The 15302-nt window shown below is 60.2% G+C and carries 15 protein-coding genes; 8 read left to right on the top strand and 7 right to left on the bottom strand.

Going from position 1 to position 15302, the window contains the following annotated elements; all coding sequences use genetic code 11:
• Positions 1-59: 59 nt before the first annotated feature.
• Genes znuC through zur form a run of 3 tightly spaced genes read left to right on the top strand, consistent with a single transcriptional unit; the run spans position 60 to position 2201 of the window.
• Positions 60-980 (top strand): zinc ABC transporter ATP-binding protein ZnuC, encoded by a 921-nt coding sequence (znuC, locus tag BTE54_RS15015; RefSeq protein ID WP_078052999.1) that lies wholly within the window; start codon positions 60-62, stop codon positions 978-980.
• Positions 973-1791: a zinc ABC transporter permease subunit ZnuB gene (gene znuB / locus BTE54_RS15010; protein ID WP_078052998.1), complete on the top strand. Its 819-nt coding sequence runs from the start codon at positions 973-975 to the stop codon at positions 1789-1791. Before znuC ends, znuB begins: the two co-directional genes overlap by 8 nt.
• Positions 1788-2201, top strand: coding sequence for a zinc uptake transcriptional repressor Zur (zur, locus tag BTE54_RS15005; RefSeq protein WP_020809932.1), 414 nt, complete (start codon positions 1788-1790; stop codon positions 2199-2201). The genes znuB and zur overlap by 4 nt, the downstream gene beginning before the upstream one ends.
• Positions 2202-2238: 37 nt before the next feature.
• On the opposite strand, the gene BTE54_RS15000 is transcribed toward zur, so the two are convergent.
• The gene (locus BTE54_RS15000; protein ID WP_065655446.1) at positions 2239-2772 is read right to left on the bottom strand and encodes a gamma carbonic anhydrase family protein; all 534 of its coding nucleotides are present in this window, start codon (positions 2770-2772) and stop codon (positions 2239-2241) included.
• Positions 2773-2803: 31 nt separating this feature from the next.
• The gene (locus tag BTE54_RS14995; RefSeq protein WP_078052997.1) at positions 2804-3493 is read right to left on the bottom strand and encodes a fumarylacetoacetate hydrolase family protein; all 690 of its coding nucleotides are present in this window, start codon (positions 3491-3493) and stop codon (positions 2804-2806) included.
• Positions 3494-3630: 137 nt separating this feature from the next.
• On the opposite strand from BTE54_RS14995, the gene dusA reads away from it, so the two are divergent.
• A complete protein-coding gene (gene dusA / locus BTE54_RS14990) occupies positions 3631-4641 on the top strand; it encodes a tRNA dihydrouridine(20/20a) synthase DusA (RefSeq protein WP_078052996.1) in 1011 nt (336 codons plus the stop codon).
• 6 nt (positions 4642-4647) lie between these two features.
• On the opposite strand, the gene BTE54_RS14985 is transcribed toward dusA, so the two are convergent.
• Positions 4648-5448 carry a DUF72 domain-containing protein gene (locus BTE54_RS14985; RefSeq protein WP_078052995.1) on the bottom strand — a complete coding sequence of 267 codons (801 nt, stop codon included), beginning with the start codon at positions 5446-5448 and terminating at the stop codon, positions 4648-4650.
• 56 nt (positions 5449-5504) lie between these two features.
• Positions 5505-8426, bottom strand: a complete 2922-nt coding sequence (uvrA, locus tag BTE54_RS14980; protein ID WP_078052994.1) for an excinuclease ABC subunit UvrA — start codon at positions 8424-8426, stop codon at positions 5505-5507.
• 264 nt (positions 8427-8690) lie between these two features.
• Between uvrA and BTE54_RS14975 the strand changes: the two genes are divergently transcribed.
• The 3 genes from BTE54_RS14975 (at position 8691) to BTE54_RS14965 (ending at position 9909) form a co-directional block, all read left to right on the top strand.
• Positions 8691-9266, top strand: coding sequence for a single-stranded DNA-binding protein (locus BTE54_RS14975; RefSeq protein ID WP_198939152.1), 576 nt, complete (start codon positions 8691-8693; stop codon positions 9264-9266).
• Between the two features lie 93 nt (positions 9267-9359).
• Entirely contained in the window at positions 9360-9626 is a 267-nt protein-coding gene (locus tag BTE54_RS14970) for a type II toxin-antitoxin system ParD family antitoxin (RefSeq protein ID WP_065655440.1), read from the top strand.
• The gene (locus BTE54_RS14965; protein WP_078052993.1) at positions 9619-9909 is read left to right on the top strand and encodes a type II toxin-antitoxin system RelE/ParE family toxin; all 291 of its coding nucleotides are present in this window, start codon (positions 9619-9621) and stop codon (positions 9907-9909) included. Before BTE54_RS14970 ends, BTE54_RS14965 begins: the two co-directional genes overlap by 8 nt.
• Positions 9910-9986: 77 nt before the next feature.
• On the opposite strand, the gene BTE54_RS14960 is transcribed toward BTE54_RS14965, so the two are convergent.
• Both BTE54_RS14960 and BTE54_RS14955 read right to left on the bottom strand, forming a co-directional pair.
• Entirely contained in the window at positions 9987-11135 is a 1149-nt protein-coding gene (locus BTE54_RS14960; RefSeq protein ID WP_078052992.1) for an HPP family protein, read from the bottom strand.
• A 132-nt stretch (positions 11136-11267) separates the two neighbouring features.
• A complete protein-coding gene (locus BTE54_RS14955) occupies positions 11268-11897 on the bottom strand; it encodes a MarC family protein (RefSeq protein ID WP_003525062.1) in 630 nt (209 codons plus the stop codon).
• Between the two features lie 217 nt (positions 11898-12114).
• Here BTE54_RS14955 and gyrA point away from each other — a divergent pair, with 217 nt between their 5' ends.
• Positions 12115-14898, top strand: coding sequence for a DNA gyrase subunit A (gene gyrA, locus BTE54_RS14950; protein ID WP_078052991.1), 2784 nt, complete (start codon positions 12115-12117; stop codon positions 14896-14898).
• 96 nt (positions 14899-14994) lie between these two features.
• On the opposite strand, the gene BTE54_RS14945 is transcribed toward gyrA, so the two are convergent.
• Positions 14995-15255 (bottom strand): hypothetical protein, encoded by a 261-nt coding sequence (locus BTE54_RS14945; RefSeq protein WP_078052990.1) that lies wholly within the window; start codon positions 15253-15255, stop codon positions 14995-14997.
• Between the last annotated feature and the right edge of the window lie 47 nt (positions 15256-15302).

The raw sequence follows: 15302 nt of genomic DNA, 5'->3' as shown, positions 1-15302 counted from the left end.
TTGCGTAACTCTATAACGTATGCAATAGCGGTAAGCAACATCGCCGAACGGACAATCCCATGCTTCATTCCGCCCATCGGGGCAAAGAGATACTGGTTTCCCTTGCCAATGCCGGCGTCCAGCGCAACGGCCGCTGGCTGGTGCGCGGCGTTGAGTTTTCCGTCAGCAAAGGCGAGATCGTCACGCTGATCGGGCCGAACGGTTCCGGCAAATCCACCAGCGCGAAAATGGCAATCGGCGTGGTGAAGCCGACCGAGGGCGAGGTTTCGCGCATTGCCGGTCTGAAGGTCGGTTATGTGCCGCAGAAGCTTGCCGTGGACTGGACCATGCCGCTTTCGGTGCGGCGGCTGATGACACTGACCGGCCCGCTGCCAGCCCGCGAAATCGATGCGGCGCTGAATGCGACGGGCATTGCGCATCTCGCCAATGCGGAAGTGCAGCACCTTTCCGGTGGTGAGTTCCAGCGCGCACTTCTGGCCCGCGCCATCGCCCGCAAGCCCGATCTGCTGGTTCTTGACGAGCCCGTGCAGGGGGTCGATTTCTCCGGCGAGATTGCGCTCTATGATTTGATAAAAAATATCAGAAATTCAAATAATTGCGGAATTTTGTTAATCTCACATGACCTGCATGTGGTAATGGCTGAAACCGACACCGTGATATGCCTGAACGGCCATGTCTGCTGCCGGGGCACGCCGCAGGCGGTTAGCCAGAGCCCGGAATATATGCGGCTGTTCGGCGGCGCCGCGGCCAAGGCGCTTGCCGTCTATAGCCACCATCACGATCATACGCATCTGCCTGATGGCCGGGTGCAGCATGCAGATGGTTCGGTGACCGATCATTGCCACCCGGAGGATGGGCACCACCATATGCATGACCACGGCCACCATCACGACAGCCATGACGAATGCGGCTGCGGCCATGAGCATGAGCATGAGGGCCATACGCCGTCCAGCCACGGACAGGGAGAGCGCCATGTTTGACGATTTCTTCGTTCGCGCCATGGTCGCCGGTATAGGCGTTGCGCTCACTGCCGGTCCTCTCGGCTGTTTCGTCGTCTGGCGTCGCATGGCCTATTTCGGCGATACGATGGCCCATTCGGCGCTGCTCGGCGTCGCGCTGTCGCTGCTGTTGCAGCTCAACCTCATCGTCAGCGTCTTTCTTGTGGCGTCGGCGGTTTCGATCCTGCTGCTCTTTCTCCAACGGCGGCAGGCGCTATCCGCCGATGCGCTGCTTGGTATCTTGTCCCATTCGGCGCTGGCGATCGGTCTCGTCATCGTCGCTTTCATGAGCTCGGTGCGCATCGATCTCGTCTCGTTCCTTTTCGGCGATATTCTCGCCGTTACCCGCAGCGATATCGCCCTGATCTGGGGCGGCGGGCTGGTGGTCATCGTCTCCATGGTGTTCCTGTGGCGGTCGCTGCTTGCCTCCACCGTCAATACGGAGCTGGCCGAGGCCGAGGGGCTGAACCCGGAGCGTGCAAAACTGATCTTCACGCTGTTGATGGCGCTGGTGATCGCCATTGCCATGAAGGTGGTCGGCATCATGCTCATCACATCGCTGCTCATCATACCGGCGGCGACTGCCAGACGTTTTTCCGCGACGCCGGAGGTGATGGCGGTGGTGGCTTCGCTGATCGGCGCGGTCGCCGTTGTCGGCGGCCTGTTCGGCTCGCTCAGTTACGATACACCGTCCGGCCCATCCATCGTGGTTGCCGCGGTGATCCTCTTCGTTATAAGCCTGTTGCCGGCGCCGGGTTTTTCCCGCGCTGCGGATGAAGGAGGCAAGTCATGAATGCGCAGACCCAGCAGAACCTCACCAAGAACCAGTCGCTGGTCATGAATGCCCTCTCAAACGCGCATCAGCCGCTCAGCGCCTATATGATCCTCGACAAGCTGCGGGATGAGGGTTTTCGTGCGCCGCTGCAGGTTTACCGTGCGCTGGAAAAGCTGGTGGAGTTTGGCCTCGTGCACCGGCTCGAGAGCCTCAACGCCTTTGTCGCCTGCACCCATACGCAGGCGGAGTGCTGCTCGCACCACCATGGTACGGTGGCTTTCGCCATCTGCGAATCCTGCGGGCAGGTGACGGAATTCCACGATCATGAAATCGACCACCGCCTGGAGCGCTGGGTGAAGGACAGCAAGTTCAAGGCGGAAAAGACCACCATTGAAATTCGCGGCCTCTGCGCCGCGTGCTCGGCTTAAGCTCGCGGGCAGGGCGGGCATGGATGCCCGCCGCTTCCTATCCTTCGACGATCGCCAGATCCTTCGAAAAGCGCTTCCAGTTTTCGATGTATTTTTCCGCTGAGCGGCGGAGCCCTGCTGCGGCCTCATCATCCAGCGTGCGGATCGCGCGCGCCGGCGAGCCGACAATCAGGGAATTGTCCGGAAATTCCTTGCCCTCCGTCACCAGCGCATTGGCGCCGACGAGGCAGTTGCGGCCGATCTTCGCGCCATTCAGGATCGTTGCGCCCATGCCGATGAGCGAATTGTCGCCAATGGTGCAGCCATGCACGATGGCATGGTGACCGATGGTGCACATTTCGCCGATGACGGCGGGAAAACCGGGGTCGCTATGCACCATCACGCCCTCCTGAATATTGGTGCCGCGCCCGATGCTGATCGGCTCGTTATCGCCGCGCAGCGTTGCGCCGAACCAGATGCCGACATCCTCACCGAGCGTCACCGAGCCGACGACATTGGCATCCGGGGCAACCCAGTAGCGATCAGGCGCAGGGGTCTGCGGCACCCGGTCGGCGAGGCGGTAAAGCGGCATCGTGGTCTCCTCCCTTTTGTTTTCTTCGGCCTCAGGCAACCGTCACGCCCAGCGTGCCGACACCCTCGACGCCGCATTCGATGCGGTCGCCACGTACGATGGGGCCGACGCCGGCCGGTGTGCCGGTCATGATGACGTCACCGGCGGCAAGCGTGAACAGCTTGGAAAGCTCGGCAATCACTTCCGGCACCTTCCAGATCATCTGGGCAAGATCGCCCGTCTGCTTGCGTTTGCCATTGACGTCGAGCCAGATCGCACCTGTGGCGGGATGGCCGATCCTGTCCGCCGGGACGATGGGGGAGACCGGTGCGGAATATTCGAAAGCCTTCGCGCCTTCCCAGGAGCGGCCCATCTTCTTCAGGCCGTCCTGAAGGTCGCGGCGGGTCATGTCTATGCCGACGGCGTAACCCCAGACATGGTCCAGCGCCTCGGAAGCCGGGATATCGGCACCGCCGCTTTTCAGAACCACGACACACTCGACTTCGTAGTGCACATTCGACGACAGCGGCGGGTAGGGGAAATCCTGACCGGCGGGCAGCAGATTGTCCGGGTTTTTCTGGAAATAAAAGGGCGGCTCGCGCGAGGGATCGTGACCCATCTCTATGGCGTGATCGGCATAATTGCGGCCGACGCAATAGACCCGCCGTACGGGGAACAGATCGTCCGTGCCTTCAACGGGCAGGAGAACGGGTTTCGGAGCGGGGATGACGGTGGCGGCCATGTCGATTTCCTGTCGTCTTTTTCGGTGCAATTCTTGTCCCGCGATTCCGGGGCGATTTCCAGTTCAAAATGACCCCGGCTGCAAAACTGGCTTTTTACGGTCCTTTGCTGTAGAAGCCGGCGCAAAGAGGTTAATTCATGTACAGACAAGCGCTTGCAAACGGCGAAAAAATCTTCGCCGTGGCCCCCATGATCGACTGGACCGATACCCGCTGCAGATTTCTGCACCGGCAATTGTCGAAGCGCGCGCTGCTTTATACCGAAATGATCGTTGCCGACGCCATCATCCATGGCCAGCGAGACAGACTGCTCGGTTATCACCCTGACGAACATCCCGTCGCGCTGCAGCTTGGCGGGTCTGATCCGACCAAACTTGCCGAGGCGGTGCGGATCGCTAGCGATTACGGATATGACGAGATCAACCTCAATGTCGGCTGTCCGTCGGATCGGGTGCAGTCCGGCACCTTCGGCGCTTGCCTGATGCGCGAGCCGGAGGTGGTGGCGCAATGTATCACCGCAATGAAGGCTGTCAGCAGCGTGCCGGTTACGGTAAAGTGCCGGATCGGGGTGGACGATCAGCAGCCGGAAGCGGTCCTGCCGGACTTTCTGAAGCGGGTTGTTGCGGCAGGCGCGGACGCCGTCTGGGTTCATGCGCGAAAAGCCTGGCTGCAGGGGCTTTCGCCGAAGGAAAACCGCGAAGTGCCGCCGCTCGATTACGATCTCGTCTATCGCATGAAGCGGGAAAACCCTGATGTCTTTATCGGCATCAATGGCGGTATCGCCGATCTCGATCAGGCGAGCGAACATCTCCAGCATATGGATGGTGTGATGCTCGGCCGTGCCGCCTATCACAACACGTCCATTCTTGCCGATGTCGACCATCGCATCTATGGCGAAGAGGCTCACCAGCCAGACTGGATGGCGCTGCGCGACGCGATGATGGCCTATGCCGCCGACTATATCGCCGCAGGCGGACGTCTCAACCACGTCACCCGCCACATGGTCGGGCTGTTTCAAGGCATGCCCGGCGCGCGCCGTTTTCGGCAAATCCTCTCCAGCGACGCCACCCGGCCGGGCGCAGGCCCGGAGGTGATCGAGGCCGCTTTCGCGGCCATCGATTTCAGCCCGACGAAAGACATGGCGGGCTGAAAGAGTTCAGACCGCCTTTTGCAGTTCCTGTGCACCGACAGGCGCATTCACCTTGCCGCCGGTGATGAAGAAGGCGAAGACATCGCGCGGTGTCTTTTCGACCATCCGATCCGGCGCTATCAGCGGCAGATCGTCCGGCACGCCGCCCTTTGCATAGGTCTTTACCCGGTCGGCCCAGTGGTCGATCTCTTTTTTCGGGTAACAGGTCTTGATATCGTCCTCGCCCTTCTGCAGGCGGCAATAGACGAAATCGGCCGTCACATCAGGCAGCATCGGATAATCATGATGGTCGGCGCAGACGACGGCGACCTTGTGCCTGGCGAGAAGATCGATGAATTCCGGAACCTGAAATGTCTCGTTGCGCACCTCAACCACATGGCGAAGACGGATGCCGTCCTGCTTCTCCGGTAACAGGGACAGAAATGCGCCAAAATCCTCCGCGTCGAATTTTTTCGTCGGCGCAAATTGCCAGAGGATCGGACCGAGGTGGGACCCGAGTTCCGTCAGCCCCTGCGTCAGAAACTTCGTCATCGACTCACCAGCCTCGGCCAGAACCTTGCGGTTGGTGACGAAACGGCTCGCCTTTAGCGAGAAGATGAAATCCTCGGGCACTTCGGAAGCCCATTTTGCAAAAGTTTCCGGCTTCTGGCTGCTGTAATAGGTGCCGTTCACCTCGATGGCCGTGAGCTGCCGGCTCGCATGCTCCAACTGGCGCTTCTTCGGCAATTTTTCGGGATAAAACGTGCCTTCCCATGGCTCAAAGGTCCAGCCGCCGATACCGGTGCGGATCGTGCCTGATGTCGACATATGCTGTTCCTCCTCCGGCCTTTGGCCTATCGAACCCTTGCGACGAAAGCTGCGGATTACTCCGCAGCCTCCCGTTTTCCAGCCGGCCGGCGCTCCAGAAGCTCCTTCAGGAAGTGACCGGTATAGGAACGCTCGACCTTCACGATGTCCTCCGGTGTGCCGGTCGCCACCACTTCGCCGCCGCCCGTGCCGCCTTCAGGCCCGATATCGATGATCCAGTCAGCCGTCTTGATGACTTCGAGATTATGCTCGATCACCACGACGGAATTGCCCTGCTCGACCAGCGCATGCAGCATTTCCAGGAGCTTGTTGACATCGTGGAAATGCAGGCCGGTCGTCGGCTCGTCGAGAATATAGAGCGTGCGGCCCGTCGAGCGTTTCGACAGTTCCTTGGCGAGCTTGACGCGCTGCGCTTCGCCGCCGGAGAGCGTATTGGCCTGCTGGCCGACCTTGATATAACCGAGGCCGACATCGAACAGCGATTGCAGCTTGTCGCGCACGGCCGGGACGGCGGCGAAGAACTCCACGCCTTCCTCCACCGTCATATCCAGCACATCGGCAATGGATTTGCCCTTGAAGGTGACATCGAGCGTCTCGCGATTGTAACGCTTGCCGTGACAGACATCGCAGGTGACGTAAACATCAGGCAGGAAGTGCATCTCGATCTTGATGACGCCATCACCCTGGCAGGCCTCGCAGCGGCCGCCCTTGACGTTGAAGGAGAAACGGCCCGGCGCATAACCGCGCGCCTTCGCTTCCGGCAAGCCGGCGAACCAGTCGCGGATCGGCGTGAAGGCGCCGGTATAGGTGGCCGGGTTGGAACGCGGCGTGCGGCCAATCGGCGACTGGTCGATATCGATGACCTTGTCGATGAATTCGAAACCGTCGATGCGGTCGTGTTCGGCCGGGATTTCGCGCGCACCCATCACCCGACGCGCCGCCGACTTGTAGAGCGTCTCGATGAGGAAGGTGGATTTGCCGCCGCCCGATACGCCGGTTACGGCAGTAAAGACACCGAGCGGCACGGCGGCCGTGACATTCTTCAGATTGTTGCCGCGTGCGCCAAAAACCTTGATCTCGCGACCCTTCTTGGGCTTGCGGCGCTCCGCCGGCACGGCGACACCGAGTTCGCCAGAGAGATATTTGCCGGTCAGCGATTTCGGATTGGCCATCACCTCCTGCGGTGAGCCTTCAGCGATCACCTGACCGCCATGAATGCCGGCGGCCGGGCCGATATCGACCACATAATCCGCCGTCAGAATGGCGTCCTCGTCATGTTCGACCACGATGACGGTATTGCCGATATCGCGCAGGTGTTTCAGCGTATCCAGCAGGCGGGCATTGTCGCGCTGGTGCAGGCCGATCGAGGGTTCGTCGAGAACATAGAGAACGCCGGTGAGGCCCGAGCCGATCTGCGAGGCCAGCCGGATGCGCTGGCTTTCACCGCCGGAAAGCGTGCCGGAATTGCGCGACAGGCTGAGATAATCCAGCCCGACATCGTTGAGGAAGCGCAGGCGTTCGCGGATTTCCTTGAGGATGCGGACTGCGATCTCGTTCTGCTTGGCGTTGAGGCTTTCCGGCAGTACCTCGAACCAGTCGCGCGCGGTGCGGATCGACATTTCGGTGACTTCACCGATATGCAGCCTGTTGATCTTGACGGCGAGCGCTTCCGGCTTCAGGCGATAACCGGCGCAGGCCGGGCAGGGGGCCGCCGACATATAGCGTTCGATTTCCTCGCGCGCCCAGGCGCTGTCGGTCTCTTTCCAGCGACGCTCCAGATTGGGCACAATGCCTTCGAAATTCTTCACTGTCTTGTAGGAGCGGGCGCCGTCCTGATAGTGGAATTCGATCTTGTCATCGGTGCCCTGCAGGATGGCGTGCTGCGCCTCTTTCGAGAGATCCGACCACTTGCTCGACAGCTTGAAGCCGAAAGCCTTGCCGAGCGCTTCCAGCGTCTGATTGTAATAGGGCGAGGAGGATTTGGCCCAGGGAGCGATGGCGCCGTCACGCAGGGTACGGGCGGGCTCCGGCACGATCAGGTTTTCATCCACCTTCTGCTGCGAGCCAAGGCCATCGCAGCTCGGGCAGGCGCCGAAGGGATTGTTGAAGGAGAACAGCCGCGGCTCGATTTCCGGAATGGTGAAACCGGAAACGGGGCAGGCGAATTTTTCCGAAAACAGCACCCGCTCATGGGTCTCGTTGAGCGACTTGTTGGCCGAACCGCCAGCGGCGGTTTCTTCCGGCGGCAGAGGCTTGTCGGCAAATTCGGCGATTGCCAAGCCATCGGCAAGCTTGAGGCAGGTCTCGAGACTGTCGGCCAGGCGTGCGGCCATATCCGGGCGCACGACGGCGCGGTCAACGACAACGTCGATATCGTGTTTGTATTTCTTGTCGAGGGCGGGCACGTCGGCGATTTCGTAGAACTGGCCATCCACCTTGACGCGCTGGAAGCCCTTCTTCATCAGCTCGGCAAGTTCCTTCTTGTATTCGCCTTTGCGGCCGCGCACGATCGGCGCGAGGATGTAAAGACGCGTGCCTTCCTCAAAGGCGAGGATGCGGTCGACCATCTGGCTCACCGTCTGGCTTTCGATCGGCAGGCCCGTGGCCGGCGAATAGGGCACGCCGACACGCGCGAAGAGGAGGCGCATATAGTCGTAGATTTCGGTGACCGTGCCGACCGTGGAACGCGGATTGCGCGATGTGGTCTTCTGCTCGATGGAGATTGCCGGCGACAGGCCGTCGATCTGGTCGACATCCGGTTTCTGCATCATTTCCAGGAACTGGCGCGCATAGGCCGACAGGCTCTCGACATAACGGCGCTGGCCTTCGGCATAGATCGTATCGAAGGCAAGCGAGGACTTGCCCGAACCGGAAAGGCCGGTCATGACGATCAGCTTGTTGCGCGGCAGGTCCAGATCGATGCCCTTGAGGTTGTGCTCGCGGGCGCCACGGATGGAAATCGTCTTCAGTTCACTCATGACAAGGCTCGGACAAAAATAACAGGCTTGATGGCAGCGCGTCCTTATGTAGTGACGCAGCCGGATGTGTCGAGGTCTATTCCCACTCGGTCGCAGCTTTTCGGAATGCTTGACTCGAAATCTGCGATTTAATAGAACAAAAAAGGAACGAATTGCAAGCGCGAATGTCTGCTCCCGCAGCTTAAGATTATTCTTTGTGGATAGTTCCATGCTTGCGGTGCCCTTTGCGGGCGGCGGCAGCTATTGTGTGTCGAATTTTTTGAAATGCAATTGCCGGTCATGATGGCCGGCGGACAGGATGACGAGATGGCTGGTAGCGTAAACAAGGTAATTCTGATCGGGAACGTGGGCGCCGATCCCGAAATCCGTCGGACGCAGGACGGCCGTCCCATCGCCAATCTGCGTATTGCCACTTCGGAGACCTGGCGGGACCGCAACAGCGGCGAGCGCCGCGAGAAGACCGAATGGCACACCGTCGTCGTCTTCAACGAAGGCCTGTGCAAGGTCGTCGAGCAATATGTCAAGAAGGGCGCCAAGCTCTATATTGAAGGCCAGCTGCAGACGCGCAAATGGCAGGACCAGACCGGCAGCGACCGTTATTCCACTGAAATCGTGCTGCAGGGCTTCAACTCCACGCTGACGATGCTCGATGGTCGCGGTGAGGGCGGTGGCCGCAGCGGCGGCGATTTCGGCGGCGGCAACGATTATGGCAGCGGCGGCGGCTCCAGCTATGGCGGCGGTTACGACCAGCAGTCCTCGTCGCGCGGCGGCTCTTCCCGTGGCGGCGGCCAGCCTTCCGGCGGCTTCTCCAACGATATGGATGACGATATTCCGTTCTGACTCTGATATCGAGGAAACTATCACAAGTCGGAATCTTTGTGATTTTTTCATATTCTCTGGTATCTTGGGAGGACTGACGGGAGATTTACAAATATGGCGACCATGACCGTTTCCTTGCCAGATCCCATGAAAGAATGGATCGAGACCCAGGTCCTGACAGGCGAATATGCGAGCGTTAGCGACTATGTGCGCGATCTGGTGCGTCGTGACCGGGCGCGGCGGGGGCAGGAGTTCAGCGTTGATGAGCTTCGCCAGATCGTCGCGGATTCCCGCGCGAGCGGCATCGGTTCCCGCAGTATGGATGATCTGTTTGCGGAAGCCGAACGGATAGCGGCCGCACGTGGAGTTGTGCGTGAGTAGCTATCGGCTGACTAAACAGGCCGAAAGCGAAATTCTCGATATCTTTATCTATGGCGTTGAACAGTTCGGATTGAGACAGGCACATTTTTACAAGAATGAATTGGAAGGCTGTTTCCAGTTGCTTGGCGATAATCCGCGCATGGGACGTCTTGCCCCGGCGATTGGGGAAGGTGTGCGCCGACATGAGCATGGAAGCCATGTCATCTTTTATGAAATTGACGTTTCAGGCGTCCTCATTCTCACGGTGGTGCATGGTAGAAGCATCCGCCGCCTGAAGCTTTGACGCTTTCGGGTAGCGGTTGACGTCCCTGGAATTTTTCAGCGTGTGTTCTTCCCGTTCATTGGCTTGAGTGCTGCCGCTTATGCCGCCACCTTGTCCGCCAGCATCGCCACCATGACATCGGATTGCGACACGATGCCCACCATCTTGCCTCTGGCGTCGATGACCGGCAGGTAGTGCAGTCCTTCTTCGGCAAAGCGGATGATGGCCTCCTCGATTGACGTTTCAGGCCGTACGGTTCTGACCGGCGATGTCATGATGTCCTTGACGGTATCGTTGGGGGCGCTTGCGCCGGAGAGGATGAGGCGCAGCCGCTGCAGGAAACCAATGGAGGGGCGGCCGTTTCTCCAGCTCGCCTTTTCCAGAAAATCCGTCTGGGTGACGATGCCGACGATCTCCGCTTTATCGTTGGTGACCGGCAATGCCTTGAAATGGTGGCTGTGCATCAGCGCGTGGGCATGACGCAGACTGTCATCAGGCGCAACACCGACGACATCGCGCGACATGACGCTGGCGCAATCGAGATGCAGCGCACGGCGACGCCAGGAGCGCAGTTCGGTCTTGCGTAAAATGGTTTCGAGCTCGTCGCGGTCGATATCCAGGACCTCGTCATATTCCTTCAGCACCTCGTCGAGGTCGTTGGAGGAAAAGCCGATTTTCTGGATGGGGGTCGGATCGGTGGTGCCATGGGAGGCCTTGCCGAGCTTCAGGCCGTGTGGGTAGGCGCGGCCGGTGGCATTGTTATAGGCGAGGGCCAAGGCAAGAAGGATCAGCGAATTTCCGGCGACGGGCCACAGCAGGAAACCATAACCGAGGCTGTGCACGGCAGGGCCGCCGAGAACGGCGGTGAGCGCCACCGCTCCGCTTGGCGGGTGCAGGCAGCGCAAAGCCATCATCGCGGCGATGGCAAGACTGATGGCAAGCGCGCTGGCAAGGAATAGATCCGGAACCAGCAGCGCCACTGTCACGCCCACGAAGGCCGAAACGAGGTTGCCGCAGAGGATCGACCAGGGCTGCGCCAGCGGGCTGGAGGGCACGGCAAACAGAAGCACGGCCGAAGCGCCCATCGGCGCGATCATGGCGGGCAGGGTGGGATCGAAACTGAGAGCGAGACTTCCCAGAAGGCCGGTCAGCAGAATGCCGACAAAGGCGCCGGTTGCGGAGCGCAGCCTTTCCCTGTTGCTGACGGGTGCGGCATCCGGGATGAGGCGACGCAGCGTGGAACGCATGGAGATAACTTTCGAATCCGAAAAAACATGCGTCTTTTAGCCGAAGCGGCGGCCGGATTTAAAGGGAGGATTTTCCGGCGTTTTGGCGATTGGCGAGAATTTATTGCGCAGGCACCGCCAAGGTGCGGCTTTTCAAAAAGCGAAGGCCGATTTTATGCCGTCGACCACGAACTGCACGGAAAGGGCGGCAAGCAGCACGCCGAGCAGACGGGTGAGGATCGCGCGGCCGGTATTGCCGAGAAAACGGTCCATCCGCTCCGAGACGATCAGGGCCGCATAAACGAGAGCCATGGCGAAAGCGAGGATCAGGATGAGCACCAGCATCTCGACGGTGGTTTTCATCGAGCCGGCAAGTAGCACGGTTGCGGAGATGGCGCCCGGCCCGGCGATCAGGGGCAGCGCCAGCGGAAAGACCGCCAGATTGTGAAGGTGGTCCTTGGTGATGGCGATCTCGGAGGTCTTTTCCTTACGCTCCTGGCGTTTTTCGAAAATCATCTCGAAGGAAATCCAGAACAGCAACAGGCCGCCGGCGATGCGGAAAGCGCCGAGCGAGATGCCAAGAAGATTGAGGATGGCAAGGCCGAAGAGCGCGAAGACGGCGAGAATGCCGAAGGCGATGATGGAGCCGCGCAGCGCCACCTGGCTGCGCTGGTCGCGCGTCATACCGGCGGTCAGCGCCAGAAAGACGGGGGCAAGGCCCGGCGGATCGAGCGTGACCAGAAGTGTGGTAAGCGCGTTGATGAGCGTTTCGCTGCTGGCCATTCTTTCCCCGTCTCATCTGTTTTTAGGGCGGAGCCTACGCAAGTCGCCGGCACTTTGAAAGGGAGCGGCGGCGCTTTTGCCGGGCTAAATCGTGAAAAGCGGCGTTCGTCTTGCAAATGACGCAAAAGCCTGTTCAAAACTCGCCGGGAAATTGGCTTAACGTGGCTGTTTCCGCTATAAAAATCCATCCGATTCTTAACAGAGAATGTGATCCGTTTTGACTGACCAGAGCCCCCCCGGCGGCGGAAAACTTCCGCCAGGCATTGAACCGATTTCCATCATGGAGGAAATGCAGCGGTCGTATCTCGATTACGCCATGAGCGTCATCGTGTCCCGCGCGCTTCCCGATGTGCGAGACGGCCTGAAGCCGGTTCATCGCCGTATTCTTTACGGCATGTCCGAACTCGGCATCGACTGGAACAAGAAATACGTCAAATGCGCCCGCGTTACCGGGGACGTGATGGGTAAATTCCATCCGCACGGCAATGCGGCGATCTATGACGCGTTGGCGCGTATGGCGCAGGACTGGTCGCTCCGCCTGCCGCTGATCGACGGGCAGGGCAATTTCGGCTCCATCGACGGCGATCCGCCGGCGGCAGAACGTTATACCGAATGCCGTCTGGAAAAGGCCGCCCATTCGCTGCTCGACGATCTCGACAAGGAAACGGTCGATTTCCGCGACAACTATGACGGCACCCTGCAGGAGCCGGTCGTCATTCCGGCGAAGTTCCCGAACCTTCTGGTCAACGGGGCAGGCGGCATTGCGGTCGGCATGGCCACCAATATTCCGCCGCACAATCTCTCGGAAGTCATCGACGGCTGTATCGCCATGATCGACAATCCGGCGATCGAGCTGCCGGAGCTGATGCAGATCATTCCCGGCCCGGATTTCCCGACCGGCGCGCTGATCATGGGCCGTTCCGGCATCCGTTCGGCCTATGAGACCGGCCGCGGCTCGGTCATCATGCGCGGCCGCGCCACCATCGAACCGATGCGCGGCGACCGCGAGCAGATCATCATCACCGAAGTTCCCTATCAGGTGAACAAGGCGAACATGATCGAAAAGATGGCCGAACTGGTCAAGGAAAAGCGCATCGAGGGTATTTCCGACCTGCGCGACGAATCCGACCGTCAGGGCTATCGCGTCGTCATCGAATTGAAACGCGACGCCAATGCCGAAGTCATCCTGAACCAGCTTTACCGCTATACGCCGCTGCAGACCTCCTTCGGCTGCAACATGGTGGCGCTGAACGGCGGCAAACCGGAGCAGATGACGCTCATCGACATGCTGCGCGCCTTCGTGGCCTTCCGCGAGGATGTCGTCAGCCGTCGTACGAAATATCTGCTGCGCAAGGCGCGCGAGCGTGCGCATGTGTTGGTTGGTCTGGCGATTGCGGTTGCCAATATCGATGAGGTCATCCGGGTTATCCGTCATGCGCCCGATCCCGCTTCGGCCCGCGAAGAGCTGATGACGCGGCGCTGGCCGGCGCAGGATGTGGAAAGCCTGATCCGTCTGATCGACGATCCGCGCCACCGCATTAATGACGACGGCACCTATAATCTCTCGGAAGAGCAGGCGCGCGCCATTCTCGAACTGCGCCTTGCCCGCCTCACGGCGCTTGGCCGCGATGAAATCGGCGACGAACTGAACAAGATCGGCGCGGAAATTTCCGAGTACCTCGAAATCCTGTCGTCGCGCCTGCGCATTCAGCAGATCGTCAAGGACGAGCTTGTCGCCATCCGCGACGAGTTCGGCACGCCGCGCCGTTCCGAGATCGTCGAGGGCGGTCCCGATATGGACGATGAAGACCTCATCGCCCGCGAGGACATGGTCGTCACCGTTTCGCATCTCGGCTATATCAAGCGCGTGCCGCTGACCACCTACCGGGCGCAGCGTCGCGGCGGCAAGGGCCGTTCCGGCATGGCGACGCGCGACGAGGATTTCGTCAACCGTCTCTTCGTTGCCAATACCCATACGCCGGTGCTGTTCTTCTCCTCGCGTGGCATCGTCTACAAGGAAAAGGTCTGGCGTCTGCCGATCGGTACGCCGCAGTCCAAGGGCAAGGCCCTCATAAACATGCTGCCGCTGGAGCCCGGCGAGCGCATCACCACCATCATGCCGTTGCCCGAGGACGAAACCACCTGGGAAACGCTGGATGTGATGTTCTCGACGACGCGCGGCACGGTTCGCCGCAACAAGCTCGGCGATTTCGTTCAGGTCAACCGCAATGGCAAGATCGCCATGAAGCTGGACGAGGAGGGCGATGAAATCCTCTCCGTCGAAACCTGTACGGACCGCGACGACGTGTTGCTGACGACCGCGCTCGGCCAGTGCATCCGCTTCCCCGTGGACGATGTGCGCGTCTTTGCCGGCCGCAACTCCGTCGGCGTGCGCGGCATCAACATGGCCGACGGCGACCGCATCATCTCCATGACAATTGTGGGTCATGTGGAAGCTGAACCGTGGGAGCGTGCGGCCTATCTGAAGCGCTCGGCTACCGAACGGCGTGCGGCAGGCGTCGATGAGGACGATATCGCGCTCGTCGGCGAGGAAGTGACGGAAGAGGGCGAACTCAGCGAAGAGCGCTATCAGGAACTGAAGGCACGCGAAGAATTCGTGCTGACGGTTTCCGTGAAGGGCTTCGGCAAGCGTTCCTCTTCTTACGACTTCCGCACCTCTGGTCGCGGCGGCAAGGGTATTCGCGCCACCGATACCTCGAAGACCAACGAGATCGGCGAACTCGTCGCGGCCTTCCCCGTGGAAGAAGGCGACCAGATCATGCTGGTTTCCGATGGCGGTCAGCTCATCCGCGTGCCGGTCAACGGCATCCGCATCGCCAGCCGTGCCACCAAGGGTGTGACGATCTTCTCTACCGCCAAGGATGAGAAGGTGGTTTCCGTGGAGCGCATCAACGAGCCGGAAGGCGACGAAGAAGCAGAGAACGGCAATGGCGAAGATGCCGCCGACGATCTGCCGGAGGCACCGGAGAGCGAGGCGTAAGCCGCCTCGTTATTTTCGGTTACCAATCAAGAAAAACCCCGCGGCGCTCAGGCTCCGCGGGGTTTTTGTTTGTGTCTTGTCGACTGCGTTTGATTTTCAGCGAATGCGAATATGGACCGGAGCGCGACCCGAGCGGCTCGCGACATGAAGGTGGATGTTCGCTTCCGGCTGATTGGAGCGCCAGGCGCGGGCGCCATGCGACAGAAGCAGCGCCACGAGATCGCGTGTCTTCGCCTTGGAACGATTAAGACCGAGATCGGCGATACGCATCGCCCCTTCGTGAATGGGATGCAGAACCGACAGGCTGCCATGCCCGTTGCCAGACGCAATGTCCGAATAATTCTCGTTGACTGCCATCTTGGAAAGCCTCGCTACACATTACAAACTTCGAGGAGACAGGCGAT

This window comes from Agrobacterium sp. YIC 4121 (genome assembly GCF_002008205.1).
GTDB lineage: Bacteria > Pseudomonadota > Alphaproteobacteria > Rhizobiales > Rhizobiaceae > Agrobacterium > Agrobacterium leguminum.
Note: the sequence above shows the minus strand (reverse complement) of the source record. Positions and strands in the feature narration are given on the sequence as shown.

Coding starts and splice junctions, on each gene's coding strand:
- BTE54_RS14970 (WP_065655440.1), top strand. CDS start 9,360: ATGGCGACCATGACCGTTTCCTTGCCAGATCCCATGAAAGAATGGATC.
- uvrA (WP_078052994.1), bottom strand. CDS start 8,426: ATGAGTGAACTGAAGACGATTTCCATCCGTGGCGCCCGCGAGCACAAC.
- zur (WP_020809932.1), top strand. CDS start 1,788: ATGAATGCGCAGACCCAGCAGAACCTCACCAAGAACCAGTCGCTGGTC.
- dusA (WP_078052996.1), top strand. CDS start 3,631: ATGTACAGACAAGCGCTTGCAAACGGCGAAAAAATCTTCGCCGTGGCC.
- BTE54_RS14945 (WP_078052990.1), bottom strand. CDS start 15,255: ATGGCAGTCAACGAGAATTATTCGGACATTGCGTCTGGCAACGGGCAT.
- znuB (WP_078052998.1), top strand. CDS start 973: ATGTTTGACGATTTCTTCGTTCGCGCCATGGTCGCCGGTATAGGCGTT.
- znuC (WP_078052999.1), top strand. CDS start 60: ATGCTTCATTCCGCCCATCGGGGCAAAGAGATACTGGTTTCCCTTGCC.
- BTE54_RS14960 (WP_078052992.1), bottom strand. CDS start 11,135: ATGCGTTCCACGCTGCGTCGCCTCATCCCGGATGCCGCACCCGTCAGC.
- BTE54_RS14995 (WP_078052997.1), bottom strand. CDS start 3,493: ATGGCCGCCACCGTCATCCCCGCTCCGAAACCCGTTCTCCTGCCCGTT.
- BTE54_RS14975 (WP_198939152.1), top strand. CDS start 8,691: ATGCAATTGCCGGTCATGATGGCCGGCGGACAGGATGACGAGATGGCT.
- BTE54_RS14955 (WP_003525062.1), bottom strand. CDS start 11,897: ATGGCCAGCAGCGAAACGCTCATCAACGCGCTTACCACACTTCTGGTC.
- BTE54_RS14985 (WP_078052995.1), bottom strand. CDS start 5,448: ATGTCGACATCAGGCACGATCCGCACCGGTATCGGCGGCTGGACCTTT.
- BTE54_RS15000 (WP_065655446.1), bottom strand. CDS start 2,772: ATGCCGCTTTACCGCCTCGCCGACCGGGTGCCGCAGACCCCTGCGCCT.